The sequence below is a fragment of the Streptomyces sp. 7R007 genome (genome assembly GCF_054850255.1).
In genome coordinates this window covers 81,704-96,755 of the sequence record NZ_JBTWMV010000015.1, presented here as the reverse complement: position 1 = coordinate 96,755, position 15,052 = coordinate 81,704, and the positions used below count along the sequence as shown (strand labels likewise).

At 72.6% G+C, this 15,052-nt stretch carries 20 protein-coding genes and 1 tRNA gene; 6 read left to right on the top strand and 15 right to left on the bottom strand.

Features of this window, described 5'->3' with window-relative positions; genetic code table 11:
- Positions 1-3: 3 nt before the first annotated feature.
- The 9 genes from ACYF6T_RS21100 to ACYF6T_RS21060 all read right to left on the bottom strand — a co-directional run bounded on the left by ACYF6T_RS21100 (position 4) and on the right by ACYF6T_RS21060 (position 5,399).
- Positions 4-756: a hypothetical protein gene (locus ACYF6T_RS21100; protein WP_461698336.1), complete on the bottom strand. Its 753-nt coding sequence runs from the start codon at positions 754-756 to the stop codon at positions 4-6.
- 58 nt (positions 757-814) lie between these two features.
- Positions 815-1,705 (bottom strand): RNA polymerase sigma factor SigF, encoded by an 891-nt coding sequence (locus ACYF6T_RS21095; protein ID WP_461698335.1) that lies wholly within the window; start codon positions 1,703-1,705, stop codon positions 815-817.
- A 304-nt stretch (positions 1,706-2,009) separates the two neighbouring features.
- Positions 2,010-2,849 (bottom strand): RNA polymerase sigma factor SigF, encoded by an 840-nt coding sequence (locus tag ACYF6T_RS21090; protein ID WP_461698334.1) that lies wholly within the window; start codon positions 2,847-2,849, stop codon positions 2,010-2,012.
- Positions 2,850-3,022: 173 nt separating this feature from the next.
- Entirely contained in the window at positions 3,023-3,316 is a 294-nt protein-coding gene (locus tag ACYF6T_RS21085; protein WP_461698333.1) for a Dabb family protein, read from the bottom strand.
- Positions 3,313-3,492 (bottom strand): hypothetical protein, encoded by a 180-nt coding sequence (locus ACYF6T_RS21080; protein WP_461698332.1) that lies wholly within the window; start codon positions 3,490-3,492, stop codon positions 3,313-3,315. The genes ACYF6T_RS21085 and ACYF6T_RS21080 overlap by 4 nt, the downstream gene beginning before the upstream one ends.
- A gap of 299 nt (positions 3,493-3,791) precedes the next feature.
- Positions 3,792-3,876: transfer RNA gene (locus ACYF6T_RS21075), tRNA-Ser, on the bottom strand.
- A gap of 57 nt (positions 3,877-3,933) precedes the next feature.
- Positions 3,934-4,359, bottom strand: coding sequence for a tRNA adenosine(34) deaminase TadA (gene tadA / locus ACYF6T_RS21070; protein ID WP_461698331.1), 426 nt, complete (start codon positions 4,357-4,359; stop codon positions 3,934-3,936).
- Positions 4,360-4,412: 53 nt separating this feature from the next.
- Positions 4,413-4,943, bottom strand: coding sequence for a tRNA adenosine deaminase-associated protein (locus tag ACYF6T_RS21065; RefSeq protein WP_461698458.1), 531 nt, complete (start codon positions 4,941-4,943; stop codon positions 4,413-4,415).
- Positions 4,944-5,210: 267 nt separating this feature from the next.
- Positions 5,211-5,399, bottom strand: coding sequence for a hypothetical protein (locus tag ACYF6T_RS21060; protein ID WP_461698330.1), 189 nt, complete (start codon positions 5,397-5,399; stop codon positions 5,211-5,213).
- A gap of 95 nt (positions 5,400-5,494) precedes the next feature.
- Between ACYF6T_RS21060 and upp the strand changes: the two genes are divergently transcribed.
- Complete coding sequence (gene upp, locus ACYF6T_RS21055) at positions 5,495-6,130, top strand: uracil phosphoribosyltransferase (RefSeq protein ID WP_461698329.1); 636 nt, start codon at positions 5,495-5,497, stop codon at positions 6,128-6,130.
- Between the two features lie 14 nt (positions 6,131-6,144).
- Here the strand turns inward: upp and ACYF6T_RS21050 are convergent, their stop codons facing one another.
- Entirely contained in the window at positions 6,145-6,759 is a 615-nt protein-coding gene (locus ACYF6T_RS21050) for a LytR C-terminal domain-containing protein (protein ID WP_461698457.1), read from the bottom strand.
- 147 nt (positions 6,760-6,906) lie between these two features.
- Positions 6,907-7,203 carry a type II toxin-antitoxin system VapB family antitoxin gene (locus ACYF6T_RS21045; RefSeq protein WP_003999914.1) on the bottom strand — a complete coding sequence of 99 codons (297 nt, stop codon included), beginning with the start codon at positions 7,201-7,203 and terminating at the stop codon, positions 6,907-6,909.
- A 104-nt stretch (positions 7,204-7,307) separates the two neighbouring features.
- On the opposite strand from ACYF6T_RS21045, the gene ACYF6T_RS21040 reads away from it, so the two are divergent.
- Positions 7,308-8,921, top strand: coding sequence for a helicase HerA-like domain-containing protein (locus ACYF6T_RS21040; RefSeq protein WP_461698328.1), 1,614 nt, complete (start codon positions 7,308-7,310; stop codon positions 8,919-8,921).
- Between the two features lie 18 nt (positions 8,922-8,939).
- Here the strand turns inward: ACYF6T_RS21040 and ACYF6T_RS21035 are convergent, their stop codons facing one another.
- From ACYF6T_RS21035 to ACYF6T_RS21020, 4 genes are all read right to left on the bottom strand, one after another.
- Positions 8,940-9,065 carry a hypothetical protein gene (locus tag ACYF6T_RS21035; RefSeq protein WP_461698327.1) on the bottom strand — a complete coding sequence of 42 codons (126 nt, stop codon included), beginning with the start codon at positions 9,063-9,065 and terminating at the stop codon, positions 8,940-8,942.
- Positions 9,066-9,115: 50 nt separating this feature from the next.
- Positions 9,116-9,430: a hypothetical protein gene (locus ACYF6T_RS21030; RefSeq protein ID WP_461698326.1), complete on the bottom strand. Its 315-nt coding sequence runs from the start codon at positions 9,428-9,430 to the stop codon at positions 9,116-9,118.
- A gap of 72 nt (positions 9,431-9,502) precedes the next feature.
- On the bottom strand, positions 9,503-10,168 hold the full coding sequence (locus ACYF6T_RS21025) for an HdeD family acid-resistance protein (RefSeq protein WP_461698325.1): 666 nt from the start codon (positions 10,166-10,168) through the stop codon (positions 9,503-9,505).
- A gap of 70 nt (positions 10,169-10,238) precedes the next feature.
- Complete coding sequence (locus tag ACYF6T_RS21020; RefSeq protein WP_461698324.1) at positions 10,239-10,814, bottom strand: HhH-GPD-type base excision DNA repair protein; 576 nt, start codon at positions 10,812-10,814, stop codon at positions 10,239-10,241.
- A 90-nt stretch (positions 10,815-10,904) separates the two neighbouring features.
- Between ACYF6T_RS21020 and ACYF6T_RS21015 the strand changes: the two genes are divergently transcribed.
- Genes ACYF6T_RS21015 through ACYF6T_RS21000 form a run of 4 tightly spaced genes read left to right on the top strand, consistent with a single transcriptional unit; the run spans position 10,905 to position 14,788 of the window.
- Positions 10,905-12,962 (top strand): penicillin acylase family protein, encoded by a 2,058-nt coding sequence (locus ACYF6T_RS21015; RefSeq protein ID WP_461698323.1) that lies wholly within the window; start codon positions 10,905-10,907, stop codon positions 12,960-12,962.
- Entirely contained in the window at positions 12,955-13,560 is a 606-nt protein-coding gene (locus tag ACYF6T_RS21010; RefSeq protein WP_461698322.1) for a GNAT family N-acetyltransferase, read from the top strand. The genes ACYF6T_RS21015 and ACYF6T_RS21010 overlap by 8 nt, the downstream gene beginning before the upstream one ends.
- Positions 13,557-14,030: a cupin domain-containing protein gene (locus tag ACYF6T_RS21005; protein ID WP_461698321.1), complete on the top strand. Its 474-nt coding sequence runs from the start codon at positions 13,557-13,559 to the stop codon at positions 14,028-14,030. Before ACYF6T_RS21010 ends, ACYF6T_RS21005 begins: the two co-directional genes overlap by 4 nt.
- Positions 14,027-14,788, top strand: a complete 762-nt coding sequence (locus tag ACYF6T_RS21000) for an SDR family NAD(P)-dependent oxidoreductase (protein WP_461698320.1) — start codon at positions 14,027-14,029, stop codon at positions 14,786-14,788. Before ACYF6T_RS21005 ends, ACYF6T_RS21000 begins: the two co-directional genes overlap by 4 nt.
- Positions 14,789-15,052 lie beyond the last annotated feature (264 nt).

Genomic DNA, 15,052 nt, shown 5'->3' with positions numbered 1-15,052 from the left:
GGGCTACTCCCACTGGACGGCCACGTCCTTCGTCTCGATGTGCATGCCCAGCGGCACGCGCCAGGCGTCGACGCACACCGTCCAGGTCTTCGTCCTGCCCGCGTCCGCCGCGATCGGCGCCGGCAGGTCCACGGTCGACGCGACCGTCCCCCAGTCGATGCCGAGCGCCCCGATGACATGGGTGCCGAAGGTCACGGTGCCCGAACGCACCGCGGTACCGCCCGCGTTGCGGAAGGCGAGGGTCACGTCCTCGCACCAGCGCCGGTCGGTGGGCGTGCGCTGCGGGGCGCCCCAGGTCAGGGCGGCGGGCGCGGGGGCCGGAGTCGGGGACGCCGGGGGTGAGGACGGGGTCTTCTGGCCGGAGCCGGGGCCGTCGGGGGTGGGGGAGCTGGTCGCGGGGTTCGGTGTCCGTGCGGAAGCGGACGCCGTGGCAGGTGAGTTGACGGCCGCCGTACCCGTGTCCGCCTCGGCTCTTCCTGTCGCCGCCCGCTCCCCTTTTTCTCTCGCCGCCCGCTCCCCCTCCAGCGGCACCAGCGTCACCCCGCCCGTGGGGGCCGCCGCCGTACCGGACGCCTGGGGCGCTCCGCCGGCCGCGCCGGTCGCGACGTAACCGCCGCGCCCGTCCCCGCCGCCGCACGCGGCCAGCACCGCGCCCAGACAGACGACGGCCGCCGACGCGCCGATCAGGGCGCCTCGACGGCCGTGTGTCGGTGTGGTCCGTGCCGTCCGTGCCGTCCCAGGAGTCCCACGCAGCATCGCGCCATGGTGGCTGACGCCCCGTCAAATAGAAACCCCTGTGACCGCCGTGGCCCGGTCAGTCGGAGATCAGGCCCTCGCGCAGCTGGGCCAGGGTGCGGGTCAGCAGGCGCGAGACGTGCATCTGGGAGATGCCGACCTCCTCGCCGATCTGCGACTGGGTCATGTTGGCGAAGAAGCGCAGCATGATGATCTGCCGCTCGCGGGGCGGGAGTTTGGCCAGCAGGGGCTTGAGCGACTCGCGGTACTCCACGCCCTCCAGCGCGGTGTCCTCGTAGCCGAGGCGGTCCGCGAGGGAGCCCTCGCCGCCGTCGTCCTCCGGGGCCGGCGAGTCCAGCGAGGAGGCGGTGTAGGCGTTGCCGACCGCGAGGCCGTCGACCACGTCCTCCTCGGACACGCCCAGCACGGCGGCCAGTTCGGTGACCGTCGGGGAGCGGTCCAGCTTCTGGGAGAGCTCGTCGCTGGCCTTCGTCAGGGCCAGCCGCAGCTCCTGAAGCCGGCGCGGCACCCGCACCGACCACGAGGTGTCGCGGAAGAACCGCTTGATCTCGCCGACGACCGTCGGCATCGCGAACGTCGGGAACTCCACGCCCCGTTCGCAGTCGAAGCGGTCGATCGCCTTGATCAGGCCGATGGTGCCGACCTGGACGATGTCCTCCATCGGCTCGTTGCGGGAGCGGAAGCGGGCCGCCGCGTAGCGCACCAGGGGGAGGTTGAGCTCGATCAGGGTGTCCCGGACGTAGGCCCGCTCGGGGCTGTCCTCGGCGAGCGCGGCCAGCCGCAGGAACAGGGAGCGGGACAGGGTGCGGGTGTCGATGGCCTCCGAGGAGGCGGGAAGGGCCGGGGCCGGCACGGCCTCCAGGGCCGTGACGTCGTCGAGAACGGCGTCGGGCGCGGACTCGCTCTTCGTGAGCGTGAGCACCTTCGAGCTGCCCTGGTCTGCGGACATGCCACCCCCTCTGGGTCGCGGGACGGTCGCGGCGGAGGCTCCCCTGATGAGGAGTTCAGCCTTCACCTGAATACCGGAGCCGAAGCCCCGGCAAACTCGCTTCCGGAAGAATGTCACATGTCGGCAACACGCTGTAGTGACATGTCGACATGCGAGATGCGAATCGGCCCTGGAAAGAGGGGGTCTGGGGCTTTTTCGGCACGAAAGCGTCGGGAAGATGCCTGGTGAGCGATTCGCTCGTGCCGGTTACTCCTCGATCCCGCTTGCGAACTGCGGTGTTCCGGAACGTGCGCCCGTGCGCCTCTTATGCATCGATCCGATTGGCGGATCGCAGCCGTTGGAAGCTACGCGCGAGTAGCCGTGAGACGTGCATCTGAGAGACGCCGAGTTCCGCACTGATCTGCGACTGGGTGAGATTGCTGTAGTAGCGCAGCAGAAGGATTCTCTGTTCGCGCTCCGGCAGTTGGACGAGGAGATGGCGGACGAGATCGCGGTGCTCGACGCCGTCCAGGGCCGGGTCCTCGTATCCGAGCCGGTCCAGCAGTCCGGGCAGCCCGTCGCCCTCCTGCGCGGCCTCCAGGGAGGTGGCGTGGTACGACCGTCCGGCCTCGATGCAGGAGAGCACCTCGTCCTCGGAGATGCGCAGCCGTTCGGCGATCTCGGCGGTGGTGGGGGTGCGGCCGAAGGCGGTCGTCAGGTCCTCCGTCGCGCTGTTGACCTGCACCCACAGCTCGTGCAGCCGGCGCGGTACGTGGACGGTGCGGACGTTGTCGCGGAAGTACCGCTTGATCTCGCCGACGACCGTCGGCATCGCGAAGGTGGGGAACTGCACGCCCCGGTCCGGGTCGAAGCGGTCGATGGCGTTGATGAGCCCGATGGTGCCGACCTGGACGACGTCCTCCATCGGCTCGTTGCGGGAGCGGAAGCGGGCGGCCGCGTAGCGCACGAGCGGGAGGTTGGCCTCGATGAGCGCCCCGCGGACCCGGTTGTGCTCGGGGGTGCCCGGTCTGAGCTGCTTGAGCTCGGCGAAGAGCACCTGGGTGAGCGCCCGGGTGTCGGCGCCCCGGCTGCGCGGCGCGGCGGCGGGCGCTTCCGTGGTGGCCTCCTGGGGAGGCGCGGTACTGGCCGACACGGTCAACGCCACCTCTTCAAACGGTCTGCATCGGTCAACTCATCCGTCAAAAGCGGTCATAGCATCACAAGACATGTGCACTGTGTGCAAGCACCGCATAACTCCGTGTTATCCCGTGTTGACGCGCGAAAGCCCCCCGCCGTTGCGGCGGAGGGCTCGTGGTGACCGTGACGGCCGGGGGCGGTTCAGTACGCGTAGTCGGCGATCACCCAGGTGGCGAACTCCTTCCACAGGGCCACGCCGGCCTGGTGCTCCGGGTGCTCGACGTAGCGGCGCAGCGCGTCCGCGTCCTCGAAGCCGGAGTTGATCGCGAAGTCGTAGGCGATGGGCCGGTCGCTGAGGTTCCAGCCCAGCTCCCAGAAGCGGATCTCGGGGATCTTGCCCTCCAGTGAGCGGAAGGCGGCCTCGCCCTGCGCCACGCGCGGGTCGTCGCGCCCGACGCCCTCGTTGAGCTTGAACAGGACCAGGTGGCGGATCATGACTTCCCTCCGTTGACGACCCACGTCATGAAGTCGCCGATGGCTTTCGCGGCGTCCGAGATGCCCTCGAACGCTATCTGGACGTAGTCGGCGGCCTTGGCCGGGTCCGTGATGATCACGTACAGCGCGAAGACCACGAGGACATAGACGGCGATCTTCTTGGCGTTCACCGCCACTGCGGCCTCCCCTGAGCTCGGTGTGGCGCCAGGGCCCCCTGTTGCCGGGCGCGAGTGTAACCGTCACGCCCACTTCAAGGCCCAACGGCCCGCAGGTGAGGGGCTTTCGGCGGTCCCGCGCGGGGCGGGCGGGGAGCAGGATGGAAGCAGGCCCGAAGGGATCTGGCAGGAGTCCGGCGGGCCGGGACGGACCCCCACTGCGGGGTGTGCGCCGCCGTTCTCCCCCGTCGGCGACGCGCACTTGAGGGTCCGTCCACGAACCACGAAGGGCCCCGTCGCGTGACGGGGCCCTTCTCCAGCGGTAGCGGAGGGATTTGAACCCTCGGTGACTTGCGCCACACTCGCTTTCGAGGCGAGCTCCTTCGGCCGCTCGGACACGCTACCGAGACAGACCCTACAACACGGGGGGCCGTGCGCTGAAATCGGTATGCGGGGCTCTGGTCAGCGGTCGCGGAAGAAGCGTGTGAGCAGGTCGGCGCACTCGTCCGCGAGGACGCCCTCGATCACCTCGGGGCGGTGGTTGAGCCGTCGGTCGCGTATGACGTCCCACAGCGAGCCCGCCGCGCCGGCCTTGTCGTCCCGGGCGCCGTAGACGACCCGGTCCACCCGGGACTGCACGATCGCCCCCGCGCACATCGTGCAGGGTTCGAGGGTGACGACCAGGGTGCAGCCGGACAGCCGCCACTCCCCGAGCCGCGCGGCGGCCCGGCGGATCGCCAGCACCTCCGCGTGGGCCGTGGGGTCGCCGACGGCCTCGCGTTCGTTGTGTCCGGCGGCGAGCACCGTCGTGCCGTCCGGGGCCAGCAGTACGGCGCCCACGGGCACGTCGGCGCCCGCCCGCCCGGCCTCGTCCAGGGCGAGCCGCATCGCGGCCCGCCAGCGGTCGCGTACCGGGTCGGGCGCGCCCGCCGTCCGCGAGGTCAGCGGACGGTCTCCAGGACCTCCGAGGCACCGAGGGCCTCGGCGATCGCGGTCAGGGCGTCCTCGTCGAGGGAGCGCAGCTCCTTGGCGCCGACGCCCAGGTCGTCGAGGATCTCGGCGTCGCCGACGGGGCTGTGCGGCACCGCCTCCGCGGAGCCGCCGTCCTCGGCGTCGTCGTCCTCGTCCTCGCCGTCCTCGGTGCCGTCGAGGTCGAGGGCGTCCAGGTCGGGGCCGTCGTCGCCGGGCTCCCTGCCGAGCAGTTCGTCGGTGAGCAGGATCTCGCCGTAACTGCTGCGAGCGGCGGCCGCGGCGTCCGAGACGTAGATACGAGGGTCGTCCTCGCCGTCCACGCGGACGACGCCGAACCACGCGTCCTCCTGCTCGATGAGCACCAGCACCGTGTCGTCGTCGGGCGAGGCTTCACGGGCCAGGTCGGCCAGATCCGACAGCGTCTCCACATTGTCGAGGAGTTCTGTGTCGCTCGCTTCCCACCCGTCTTCGGTGCGCGCGAGCAGTGCGGCGAAGTACACCGTGACTCTCCCACTGGTCATAGGTGTGCCGGTTGGGGGTCCCCCCGGCGGAGGTTCTGGGCGGAGAGAGCTGGGCTCCGAGCCCCACCCACTCGGAATCGTGGCAGAAACAAGGCGTTCAGGGGACGTCTTCGGCTCCCTGTGTCCGGCAGTTTTGATCGTGCGCTCGTTGCCGCCACCAGCGGATCGTACGCGGCTTTTCCCGGAGCCGACGCACCACCACCTGCTCAACGCCCGTACCGTACGGCGATCTTCCCCGCACCGGGGCTACCAGCGGAACGTGCGCATACGCATCGCGTGCCGGAGGCGGGCGACCTTGGCGCGGCGCGGCTGGACGCGGTCGCGCAGTGCGCGGGCCTCGGCGAGTTCGCGCAGGAACTGCGCGCGGCGGCGCCGTCGCGCGGCGTCGGTCTCCCGGTCGGATCCGCCCTCGGGCACGTCAGACAGCTCAGGCATCGGTTCACCACCCTGGTCCGTCCCTCCCACTTTCCCTCGGACGGGCGGTTTGATGCCAGCGCGAGGTGCCTGCCAGCACCGTTACTGTTATGGGCATGCGTCTCCACGTCGTCGACCACCCCCTGGTCGCCCACAAGCTCACCACGCTGCGCGACCAGCGCACCGACTCCGCGACCTTCCGGCGGCTCGCCGACGAACTGGTCACCCTGCTCGCCTACGAGGCCACGCGGGACGTGCGCACCGAGCAGGTCGACATCACCACGCCGGTCTCCCCGACCACCGGCGTCAAGCTCTCCTACCCGCGCCCGCTGGTCGTGCCGATCCTGCGGGCGGGGCTCGGGATGCTGGACGGCATGATGCGGCTGCTGCCCACCGCGGAGGTGGGGTTCCTGGGCATGATCCGCAACGAGGAGACGCTGCAGGCCTCCACGTACGCCACGCGCATGCCGGAGGACCTGTCCGGGCGTCAGGTGTACGTGCTCGATCCGATGCTGGCGACGGGGGGCACGCTGGTCGCGGCGATCCAGGAGCTGATCAAGCGCGGGGCGGACGACGTGACGGCCGTGGTGCTGCTGGCGGCGCCCGAGGGCGTGGAGGTCATGGAGCGGGAGCTGGCCGGGACGCCGGTGACCGTGGTGACGGCGGCGGTGGACGAGCGGCTCAACGAGCACGGCTACATCGTGCCGGGCCTGGGGGACGCCGGGGACCGTCTTTACGGTGCCGCCGAGTAGGGGTTCGGCCGCTCTCAGCAGACCTTCTTCGTGGACTCGGCCGTCGGCTGGGGCCTGGTCAGTGCGGCCAGCGCCTTGTCGGCGGCCGTCTTCGTCGTCAGGGAGGTGAACCTGTCGCCGATGATCAGGTCCACGTCCGTGCCCTTGCGGGCGGCGTCCGTGCGGCGCTCGGCGCCGGTCAGCTGGGTCGCGAGGACCGGCAGCGAGGTGTTCAGGGACGGCGCCGGGCCCAGCAGTATCCCGCTGCCCTTGACCTTCTTGTCGTACTGCTTCGCCGCGTTGCCCACGTCGCCGATCTTGAAGCCGCGCTTCTTCAGTTCGTCCGCGGTGTCCTTGGCGAGGCCGCTGCGGGTCGTGGCGTTGTAGACGTTGACGGTGATCTGGGCCGGCTTGAGGAGGGCCGCCGTGGACGCCGAGGGGCTCGCCTTCGTCGAGCAGTCCGCCTTGGGACCGGCCGCCGCGGCCTTCTTGCCGCCGCCGGTGAAGACGTCGATGAGCTGCAGGGTGCCCCAGCCGAGTACGCCGAGAACGGCGAGTGAGGCCACCACGGCGAGTACGAGACGGCCGCGGCGCCGGCGCTGTCGCATCCGTGGGTACTTGTCCCCCGTGATCCGGTACTTCCCGCCCATGCCCGGGGGAGTCAGCATGCTCATGAGCGCAGCGTAGTGCGCCTGGGCGGCGATGCCTACTAGATGATCATTCGACGCCGCTCAGGTGAACCCGAAAGGGCCAAGCCTTCACGGAAGCGGCACTCGGGGAGCGCGCGGGGGCGGCCCTCAGTCCAGTTCGAGCACGCGCGCGTGCAGCACCTGGCGCTGCTGGAGCGCCGCCCGCACCGCGCGGTGCAGGCCGTCCTCCAGGTACAGGTCACCCTGCCACTTGACGACGTGCGCGAACAGGTCGCCGTAGAAGGTCGAGTCCTCGGCCAGGAGGGTCTCCAGGTCGAGCTGCCCCTTGGTCGTCACCAGCTGATCGAGGCGGACCGGGCGCGGCGCGACGTCCGCCCACTGCCGGGTGCTTTCCCGGCCGTGGTCGGGGTACGGCCGGCCGTTTCCGATGCGCTTGAAGATCACACGGAAAGCCTACCGGTCCCGACGTTCCGGGCGCAGCCATGGCGACGGAGTGCGACGCTGGAAAAGGTGTGGTGAACCGGGGCGAAACGGAAACGGGGTCCCAGATGAGTGACAGCGAGACCGTGTCCGAGGCCACTGCTCCCGAGGGGCCGGGAAGCGCTCCCGCCCTCCCCCGCGAGGCCCTGGAGATCGCCTCCGGATACGCCTTCTCCGGCCCCGCGCTCGATCTCGGCGCCCTGCTCTGGGACGGACGGTGCCTGTCCGACGCGCAGGTCCGCGTCCCGCTCGCCGTGCTCAACCGCCACGGCCTGGTCGCCGGCGCCACCGGCACCGGCAAGACCAAGACGCTCCAGCTGATCGCCGAGCAGCTCTCGGCGCAGGGCGTGCCGGTGTTCCTGGCCGACATCAAGGGCGACCTGTCCGGGATCTCGGCCGCCGGGCGGCCGGACGACAAGGTGCGGGAGCGGGCCGCGGAGGTGCACCAGCGCTGGACGCCGACCGGGTTCCCCGCCGAGTTCCTGGCCCTCGGCGGCCTCGGCCACGGCATCCCGGTCCGCGCCACCGTCACCAGCTTCGGCCCGGTGCTGCTCGCCAAGGTGCTCGGCCTCAATCCGACCCAGGAGCAGTCCCTCGGCCTGGTCTTCCACTACGCCGACCAGAAGGGCCTGGAACTGGTCGACCTCAAGGACCTGCGGGCCGTGGTCGCCTTCCTGACCTCCGACGAGGGCAAGGCGGAGCTCAGGACCATCGGCGGCCTGTCCTCCGCCACGGCCGGGGTGATCCTGCGCTCGCTGACCGCCTTCGAGGCGCAGGGCATGGCGGAGTTCTTCGGGGAGCCGGAGTTCGACACGGGCGAGCTCCTGCGGACGGCGCCCGACGGGCGGGGCGTGGTCTCCGTCCTCGGACTGGCCGCCGTACAGGACCGGCCGCGGCTGTTCTCGACCTTCCTGATGTGGCTGCTGGCCGATCTCTTCCACGACCTGCCGGAGGTCGGCGACGCCGACCGGCCCAGGCTGGTCTTCTTCTTCGACGAGGCGCATCTGCTCTTCGACGACGCCTCCGAGGCGTTCCTGGACTCGATCACGCGGACCGTCCGGCTCATTCGCTCGAAAGGGGTCGGTGTCTTCTTCGTCACGCAGACCCCCAAGGACGTGCCGTCCGATGTCCTCGCCCAGCTCGGCAACCGCGTCCAGCACGCCCTCAGGGCGTTCACACCGGACGACCAGAAGGCCCTCAAGGCGACGGTGAAGACCTTCCCGAACTCGGCCTACGACCTGGAGGAACTGCTCACCGGGCTCGGCACGGGCGAGGCCGTGGTGACCGTCCTGAGCGAGAGGGGGGCGCCGACGCCGGTCGCCGCGACCCGGCTGCGCGCCCCCGAGTCCCTGATGGGGCCGGCCGAGGCGGCCGACCTGGACCGGGCGGTGCACGCCTCGCCGCTGTACGGGCGGTATGCACAGGCTGTGGACAGGGAGTCGGCGTACGAGAGGCTGACCTCGGCGGAGCCGGCCGCCCAGCCACCCGCGAAGCCGTCCGGGGCCAAGGGGCCGGACGAGATGCGGGAGGCGTCCAGGGCCCCGAAGTCCAGGCCGCAGCGGTCCGTCGTCGAGCAGGTCGTCGACAGCGGCGTGTTCCGGTCGCTGGCCCGCTCCGTCGGCACCCAGATCGGCCGCGAGATCACCCGCTCCCTGTTCGGAACGGCCCGGCGCAGGCGGTAGCCCGGCCGGGCCGCGGGGTCAGCGGTCCCGTTTCCGCGGGGGCCGCTGGGGTCCGGACTGCTGTTTCACGTCCGGTTTCGGTGCGCTGCGCGCGGCCTCCGCGCGCAGCAGGGCGCGCAGGACCGCGTAGGGGTCGGTGGGCATGGCTGTGTTCCTCGCGTCGTACTGACTGACCTGGACGGGAGCGGGGTCTGTCAGCAGCGCAGGACCACCGTGCGCAGCAGGCGCGGGGTGCAGGCGGTGCGCGGGGGCGCGGAGGGGCAGGGGCGGGTCCCGGCGGCGACGGGGGCCGGGTCCGGCAGGAGGGCCGGCCGCGGGGGTACGACCTGACGGTGGTCCGCGCGGACCAGCGGCGGCGGGACCGGTGCCGCGGCGTCGTACTCGGCGGTGCTCTCGATCGACGCCGGTGCGGCCGTCGCGTACGCCTCGCCGGGCACCAGGAGGGCGAGCAGCAGCACGAGCGCCCGCAGCCAGACGCGGCTGCGGGGCAGGTGTCGTGCGGTGCTCACCTGAGACCTCTGCCCGGGACACGCCGGTCGTTGAGCACCCGGGGCGCCGGGTCCGCCCGGATGGAGCACGCCTCACACCTCGCGCGGCACCCGCCGGGCCCGGCCGCGGAGGGTGAGGGCGGTGGCGATCTCGATGACGCCGACCGCGACCAGCCAGATCCCGCCGACCAGGGTGAGCACGGCGACCGAGTGGAAGGGCGAGTCGATCAGCACGATGCCGGCGACGAAGGTGACGATCCCGAGGAAGATCTGCCAGCCGCGGGCCGGCGTGTTCCGGTCGGAGGCCGCGGCCAGCGTCTGGGTGATGCCGCGGATGAGCCAGCCGATGCCGATCCACAGGGCGAGCAGCAGGATCGACTGCATCGGCCCGCGGAAGCAGAACAGGCCCAGCAGGATCGACAGGGCGCCGCTGACGAAGGCCAGGACGCGCAGCGAGGTCGTCTGGTGGGTGCCGAACGCGGCGACCAGCTGGAAGACGCCGCTGATCACCAGGTAGAGGCCGAAGAGGATGCCGGCGGCGAACAGGGAGGCGCCCGGCCAGACCAGGACCAGGACGCCCAGCACCAGCGAGGCGACGCCGGTGACCAGGACGACCTGCCAGGCGGCACGGGAGAGGGCGTGCAGGGGACCTTCGAAGGGCGGCTCGGGTTCGTGGCCGCCGTGGGGCGTCTGCTGGGCGTGGACCTTGCGGTCGTCGTACTCCGGGCCCCAGGGGGAGCCGCTCGGTGCCTCGTTCATGATCCATGCTCGGAACGGGGCGCGGCGCTCCGCCACCCGGGGCGGTCCGCTCGGCTGACGCCTGCCGCCGCTACTTCTTCTTGGCCGCCTTCATCTCCTGCTTGTACGCCCGCACCTTGGCCAGCGACTCCGGTCCGGTGATGTCGGCGACCGACCGGAAGGACCGCTCCTCGCCGTAGCCGCCGGCCGCCTCCCGCCAGCCCTTCGGCCGTACGCCCAGCTGCTTGCCCAGCAGTGCCAGGAAGATCTGCGCCTTCTGCCGGCCGAACCCGGGCAGCTCCTCCAGGCGCCGCAGCAGTTCGCGTCCGTCGTCGACGCCCTTCCACACCAGTTCGGCGTTGCCGTCGTAGTGCTCGACCAGGTACCGGCACAGCTGCTGGATGCGCTTGGCCATGGAGCCGGGGTAGCGGTGCACGGCCGGTTTGTCCGACAGCAGCGCGGCGAAGGCCTCCGGGTCCTGGGCGGCGATCTCGTGCGCGTCCAGGTCGTCGGCGCCGAGCCGGTCCGCGATCGTGCGGGGGCCCTTGAACGCCCACTCCATCGGGACCTGCTGGTCCAGCAGCATCCCGACCAGCGCGGCGAGCGGGGAGCGGCCGAGGAGCTCGTCGGCCTGGGCATCCTGAGCGAGGTGCAGGGTGACGTCCATGACCCCGATCATCCCTCTTTCACGCTTCGCGTACGATTCCACCACCAATTACTAAGGCAAGGCTTACCTAAAGGGGTAGGGGGTCGCAGCGTGACGACCGAGATCCACCGGGACGCCTGGGGCATCCCCCATCTGCGCGCCGCCGACGCCCGCGCACTCGCCCGCGCCCAGGGCCTGGTCACCGCCCGCGACCGGGCCTGGCAGCTGGAGGTCGAGCGGCACCGGGCGCAGGGCACCTCCGCCTCCTTCCTCGGCGCCGACGCCCTGCCCTGGGACCTGTTCGCCCGCCGCGCCCGCCTCGACGACACCGCCCGCCGCTGCTGGACGACCCTGGAGGAGGGGGACCCCGAGACGGCCGCGTGGGTGCGGGCCTACGCCGACGGCGTCAACGAGGGCCTGACGGCCGCTCCCGAGGTACGGCAGGAAGGCCGCTGGGAGCCCTGGACGCCGCTCGGCGTCTGGCTCGCCGTGCACATCCTCTTCGCGGGCTTCCCGGCCAAGCTCTGGCGGGAGCGGGCGGTACGGCACCTGGGCGCGGACGCGGTCGGCCTGTTCGCCACGGACGGGCCCGGCACCTCCGGCAGCAACGGCTGGCTGGTCGGCGGCGAACGGACCACCACCGGGCACGCGATCATCGCCGGCGACCCGCACCGCTTCATCGAGGACCCCGGCGTCTACCAGCAGATCCACCTCTCCTGCCCCGAGTTCGACGTCGTCGGCCTCGCCGTCCCCGGCGTTCCCGGCATCGCCCACTTCGCCCACGCCGGCCCGGTCGCCTGGGCCATCACCAACGCCATGGCCGACTACCAGGACCTGTACCGGGAGCGGCTGCGGCGCACCGGCGCGGGCGTGGAGGCGCTCGACCCGGACGGGGTGTGGCGGCGGGCCGCGCGGCACACGGAGACGGTACGGGTGGCGGGGGAGGAGCCGGTCGAGGTCGAGGTGATCGAGACGCTCCGCGGGCCCGTGGTCGTCGGCGGACCGGAGGGCCTCGACGGCGGCGTGCCCGACGCCCAGCCGCTCGCGATCAGCCTGCGCTACCCGCCCCGCGTCACCGCCGACCTCGGCTTCGGCGCCCTGCTCCCCCTGCTGCGCGCCCGCAGCGTCGCCGACGTCGACCGGGCCGTGGAGCGGTGGGCCGAGCCCGTGAACGTCGTGCAGGCCGCCGACACCGCCGGGGGCGTGCTGCACCGGGTCGCCGGGCGGGTGCCCGTGCGCTCGGCGGCGAACCGGACCCGGGTGGTGCCCGCCTGGGAACCCGGGCACGAGTGGCGGGGCCGGCACGAGACGCCCCGCGCCGGCCTGACCGACGGCCTGGCGGTGATGGCCAACCAGCGCGGCCCGGCCGCCCCGCTCGGCGTCGAGTTCGCCCCGCCGCACCGCGCCGACCGCATCCGGGCCCTGCTGGCGGAGAAGGACCGCTGGTCGGCCGCCGACATGCCGGCCCTGCACATGGACACCCACCTCGCCTCCGCCGCGCCCCTGCTGGACCTCCTGGCCGCCCTGGACGGCCTGTCGCCCGAGGCCGCCGCCCTGCGCGACCGGCTGCTGCGCTGGGACCGCCGGATGGACGCGGACAGCACCGAGGCGGCGGCCTACGCGGCGGTGCGCGGCGCGGTCGTCCGCCGGCTCGCCGCGCACCCGGCGTTCGCCGCGCTCGCCGTGCCGCCCGCCTACCCCGAGGTCTTCCTGCCCTGGCTCGCGCTGCTGCCGCGCATCGGCTTCGCCCTCGAACACCTGCTGCGCGCCGAGGAGTTGTACGGCATCGACCGCCCCGCGACCGCGCGGGCGGCCCTGGAGGAGACGGCCGCGCACCCGCCCGGCCGCTGGGGCGACACCCACCGCCTCGCCCCCTGGCGGGCGCTTGCCGACCCGTCGTACGAGGGACCGGGCCTGTCCGGCGACCACGACTGCGTGCTGTGCACCTCCGCCGTGCCCGGGCTCACCGACCTCGCCGCGCGCGGTCCGGCCGCCCGTTACGTCTGGGACCTGGCGCGCCGGGAGGACAGCCTGTGGGTGGTCCCCTTCGGCGCCTCGGGCCGACCCGGCTCACCCCACCACCACGACCAACTCCCCCTGTGGCTCAAGGGAGATCTGGTCCCGGTCGTCACCGACTTCGACCGCCTGGAGAAAGAGACCCATGACTGACCGCCCCCGCCCGCCCTACGTCCACGAGCAGACCGTCGACGGCTTCGGCACCGTCCGCATCCGGCCCCTGGACCCGCACGGCGACGCCGAGGTCGTCCACCGCTGGACCGCCGGGCCCCGGGCCGCCTTCTGGGGCATGAACGGCCTCACCCGGGACCAAGTGGCCGAGATCTACGCCCACATGGACACCCTCGACACCCACCACGCCTTCCTCATCGTCAAAGACGGCGAACCGGTCGGCCTGTTGCAGACCTACGAGCCGGCGGCCGACCGGGTGAGCGAGTGCTACGAGGTGGCCGACGGGGACATCGGCATCCACCTGCTGCTCGCGCCGGCGGGCCCGGACGGCGCGCGTCCCGGCTGGTCGGCCGCGGTGTTCGCCGCCGTCACGGCGTACGTCCTGAAGGGGCTGGACCGGCGCCGGGTCGTGGTCGATCCGGACGTGCGCAACGACCGGGCCATCGCCCGTTTCCTGCGCCAGGGCTTCGAGGCCGGCCCGGTGGTCGTGCTGCCCGAGGTGGACCTGCCGGACGTGCACCTGCCCGAGAAGAACGCCCAACTCGCCTTCCTGCGACGGGAGGTAGCCTTCCCCGGGTGACTCCTGACGACCTCATCGCGCACTACGGACTCGAACCGCTCCCGCGCGAGGGCGGCCTGTACCGGCAGACCTGGGCGGGGCCCGCGCGGGCGGACGGACGGCCCGAGGGCACGGCGATCGTCGCCCTGCTCACGGCGGACGACCACTCCGCCCTGCACCGCCTGCCGACCGACGAGATCTGGCACTTCTACGCCGGCGACCCGCTGGAGATGCTCCTGCTCGCACCCGACGGGAGCACCTCGACGGCGGTGCTCGGACCGGACGTCCCGCACGGCCAGCGGCCCCAGCTGACCGTCCCCGCCGGGACCTGGATGGGCGGGCGGGTCGTCGCGGGCGGGGCGTGGACGTTCTTCGGCTGCACGATGGCGCCCGGTTTCACCTTCGAGGGGTACGAACACGGGGACGCGGCCGAGCTCACGGCGCGGTATCCGGGCGAGGCCGCGCGGATCCTGCGACTGTGCCGCCCATGACTCTGCTGACGGGACAGGTCGCCCTGGTCACGGGCGCGAGCGGCGGTATCGGGCGGGGGATCGCGCTGCGGTTCGCCGAGGAGGGCGCGGCGGTGGCGGTGCACTGCCGCACGCAGCCGGCCGGAGCGCGGGAGGTGGCCGCGCGGATCGAGGAGTCGGGCGGGCGGGCCGTCGTCCTCCAGGGCGACCTGACCGACGAGGAGGCGTGCGCGCGCATCGTGCGGGAGGCCGACGAGTGGGGCGGCGGACTGACGGCGCTGGTCAACAACGCGGGCGTACAGCCCGTCCAGGAACTGCCCGGGATGACGGCGGCGGAGTGGCGGGCGGTCGTGGACGCCAACCTGACGAGCGTCTTCGCCTGTACGCAGGCCGCGGCGGAGGTCATGCGGGCGCGGGGCGGGGGCGGTTCGGTGACCCACATCGCCTCCATCGAGGGCCGGCAGCCCGCGCCGCTGCACGCGCACTACAGCGCGTCCAAGGCGGCGGTGGTGATGCACGCGCGGGCCGCGGCGCTGGAGTACGGCCGTTTCGGCATCCGCGTCAACACCGTCTCCCCCGGGCTCGTCGACCGGGAGGGGCTGGCGGAGGACTGGCCCGAGGGCGTACGGCGCTGGCGGGACGCGGTGCCGGCGGGGCGGCTCGGGCGGCCGGAGGACGTGGGCGACGCCTGCGTGTTCCTGGCCTCCCGGCTCGCGTCCTGGGTCACCGGTCACGACCTCGTCGTGGACGGCGGGGTGTCGGCCCGGCCCACGTGGTGAGCACGGCGGGCGCCGCGTACGTATCCGTCGGAGAGCCGGCCGGTCCCAAGACGGAGAAGCGACGTGGGGTGTGACCGTACACGCAGCACAGAACGAGGACGTCGAGGAGGCCACGAGGTCCCCGGGGCACGAGGTGCCACAGGGAACGGGCGGAGCGGAGAGAGCGCAGGGACCGAGGAGGGCTCCGGCGTTCGAGGGATACGGGGTGCCCGGAATCCCCGAGAAGCCCGCGAGCCCCGCGAGCTCCGGGGCCGGGAGATCCGG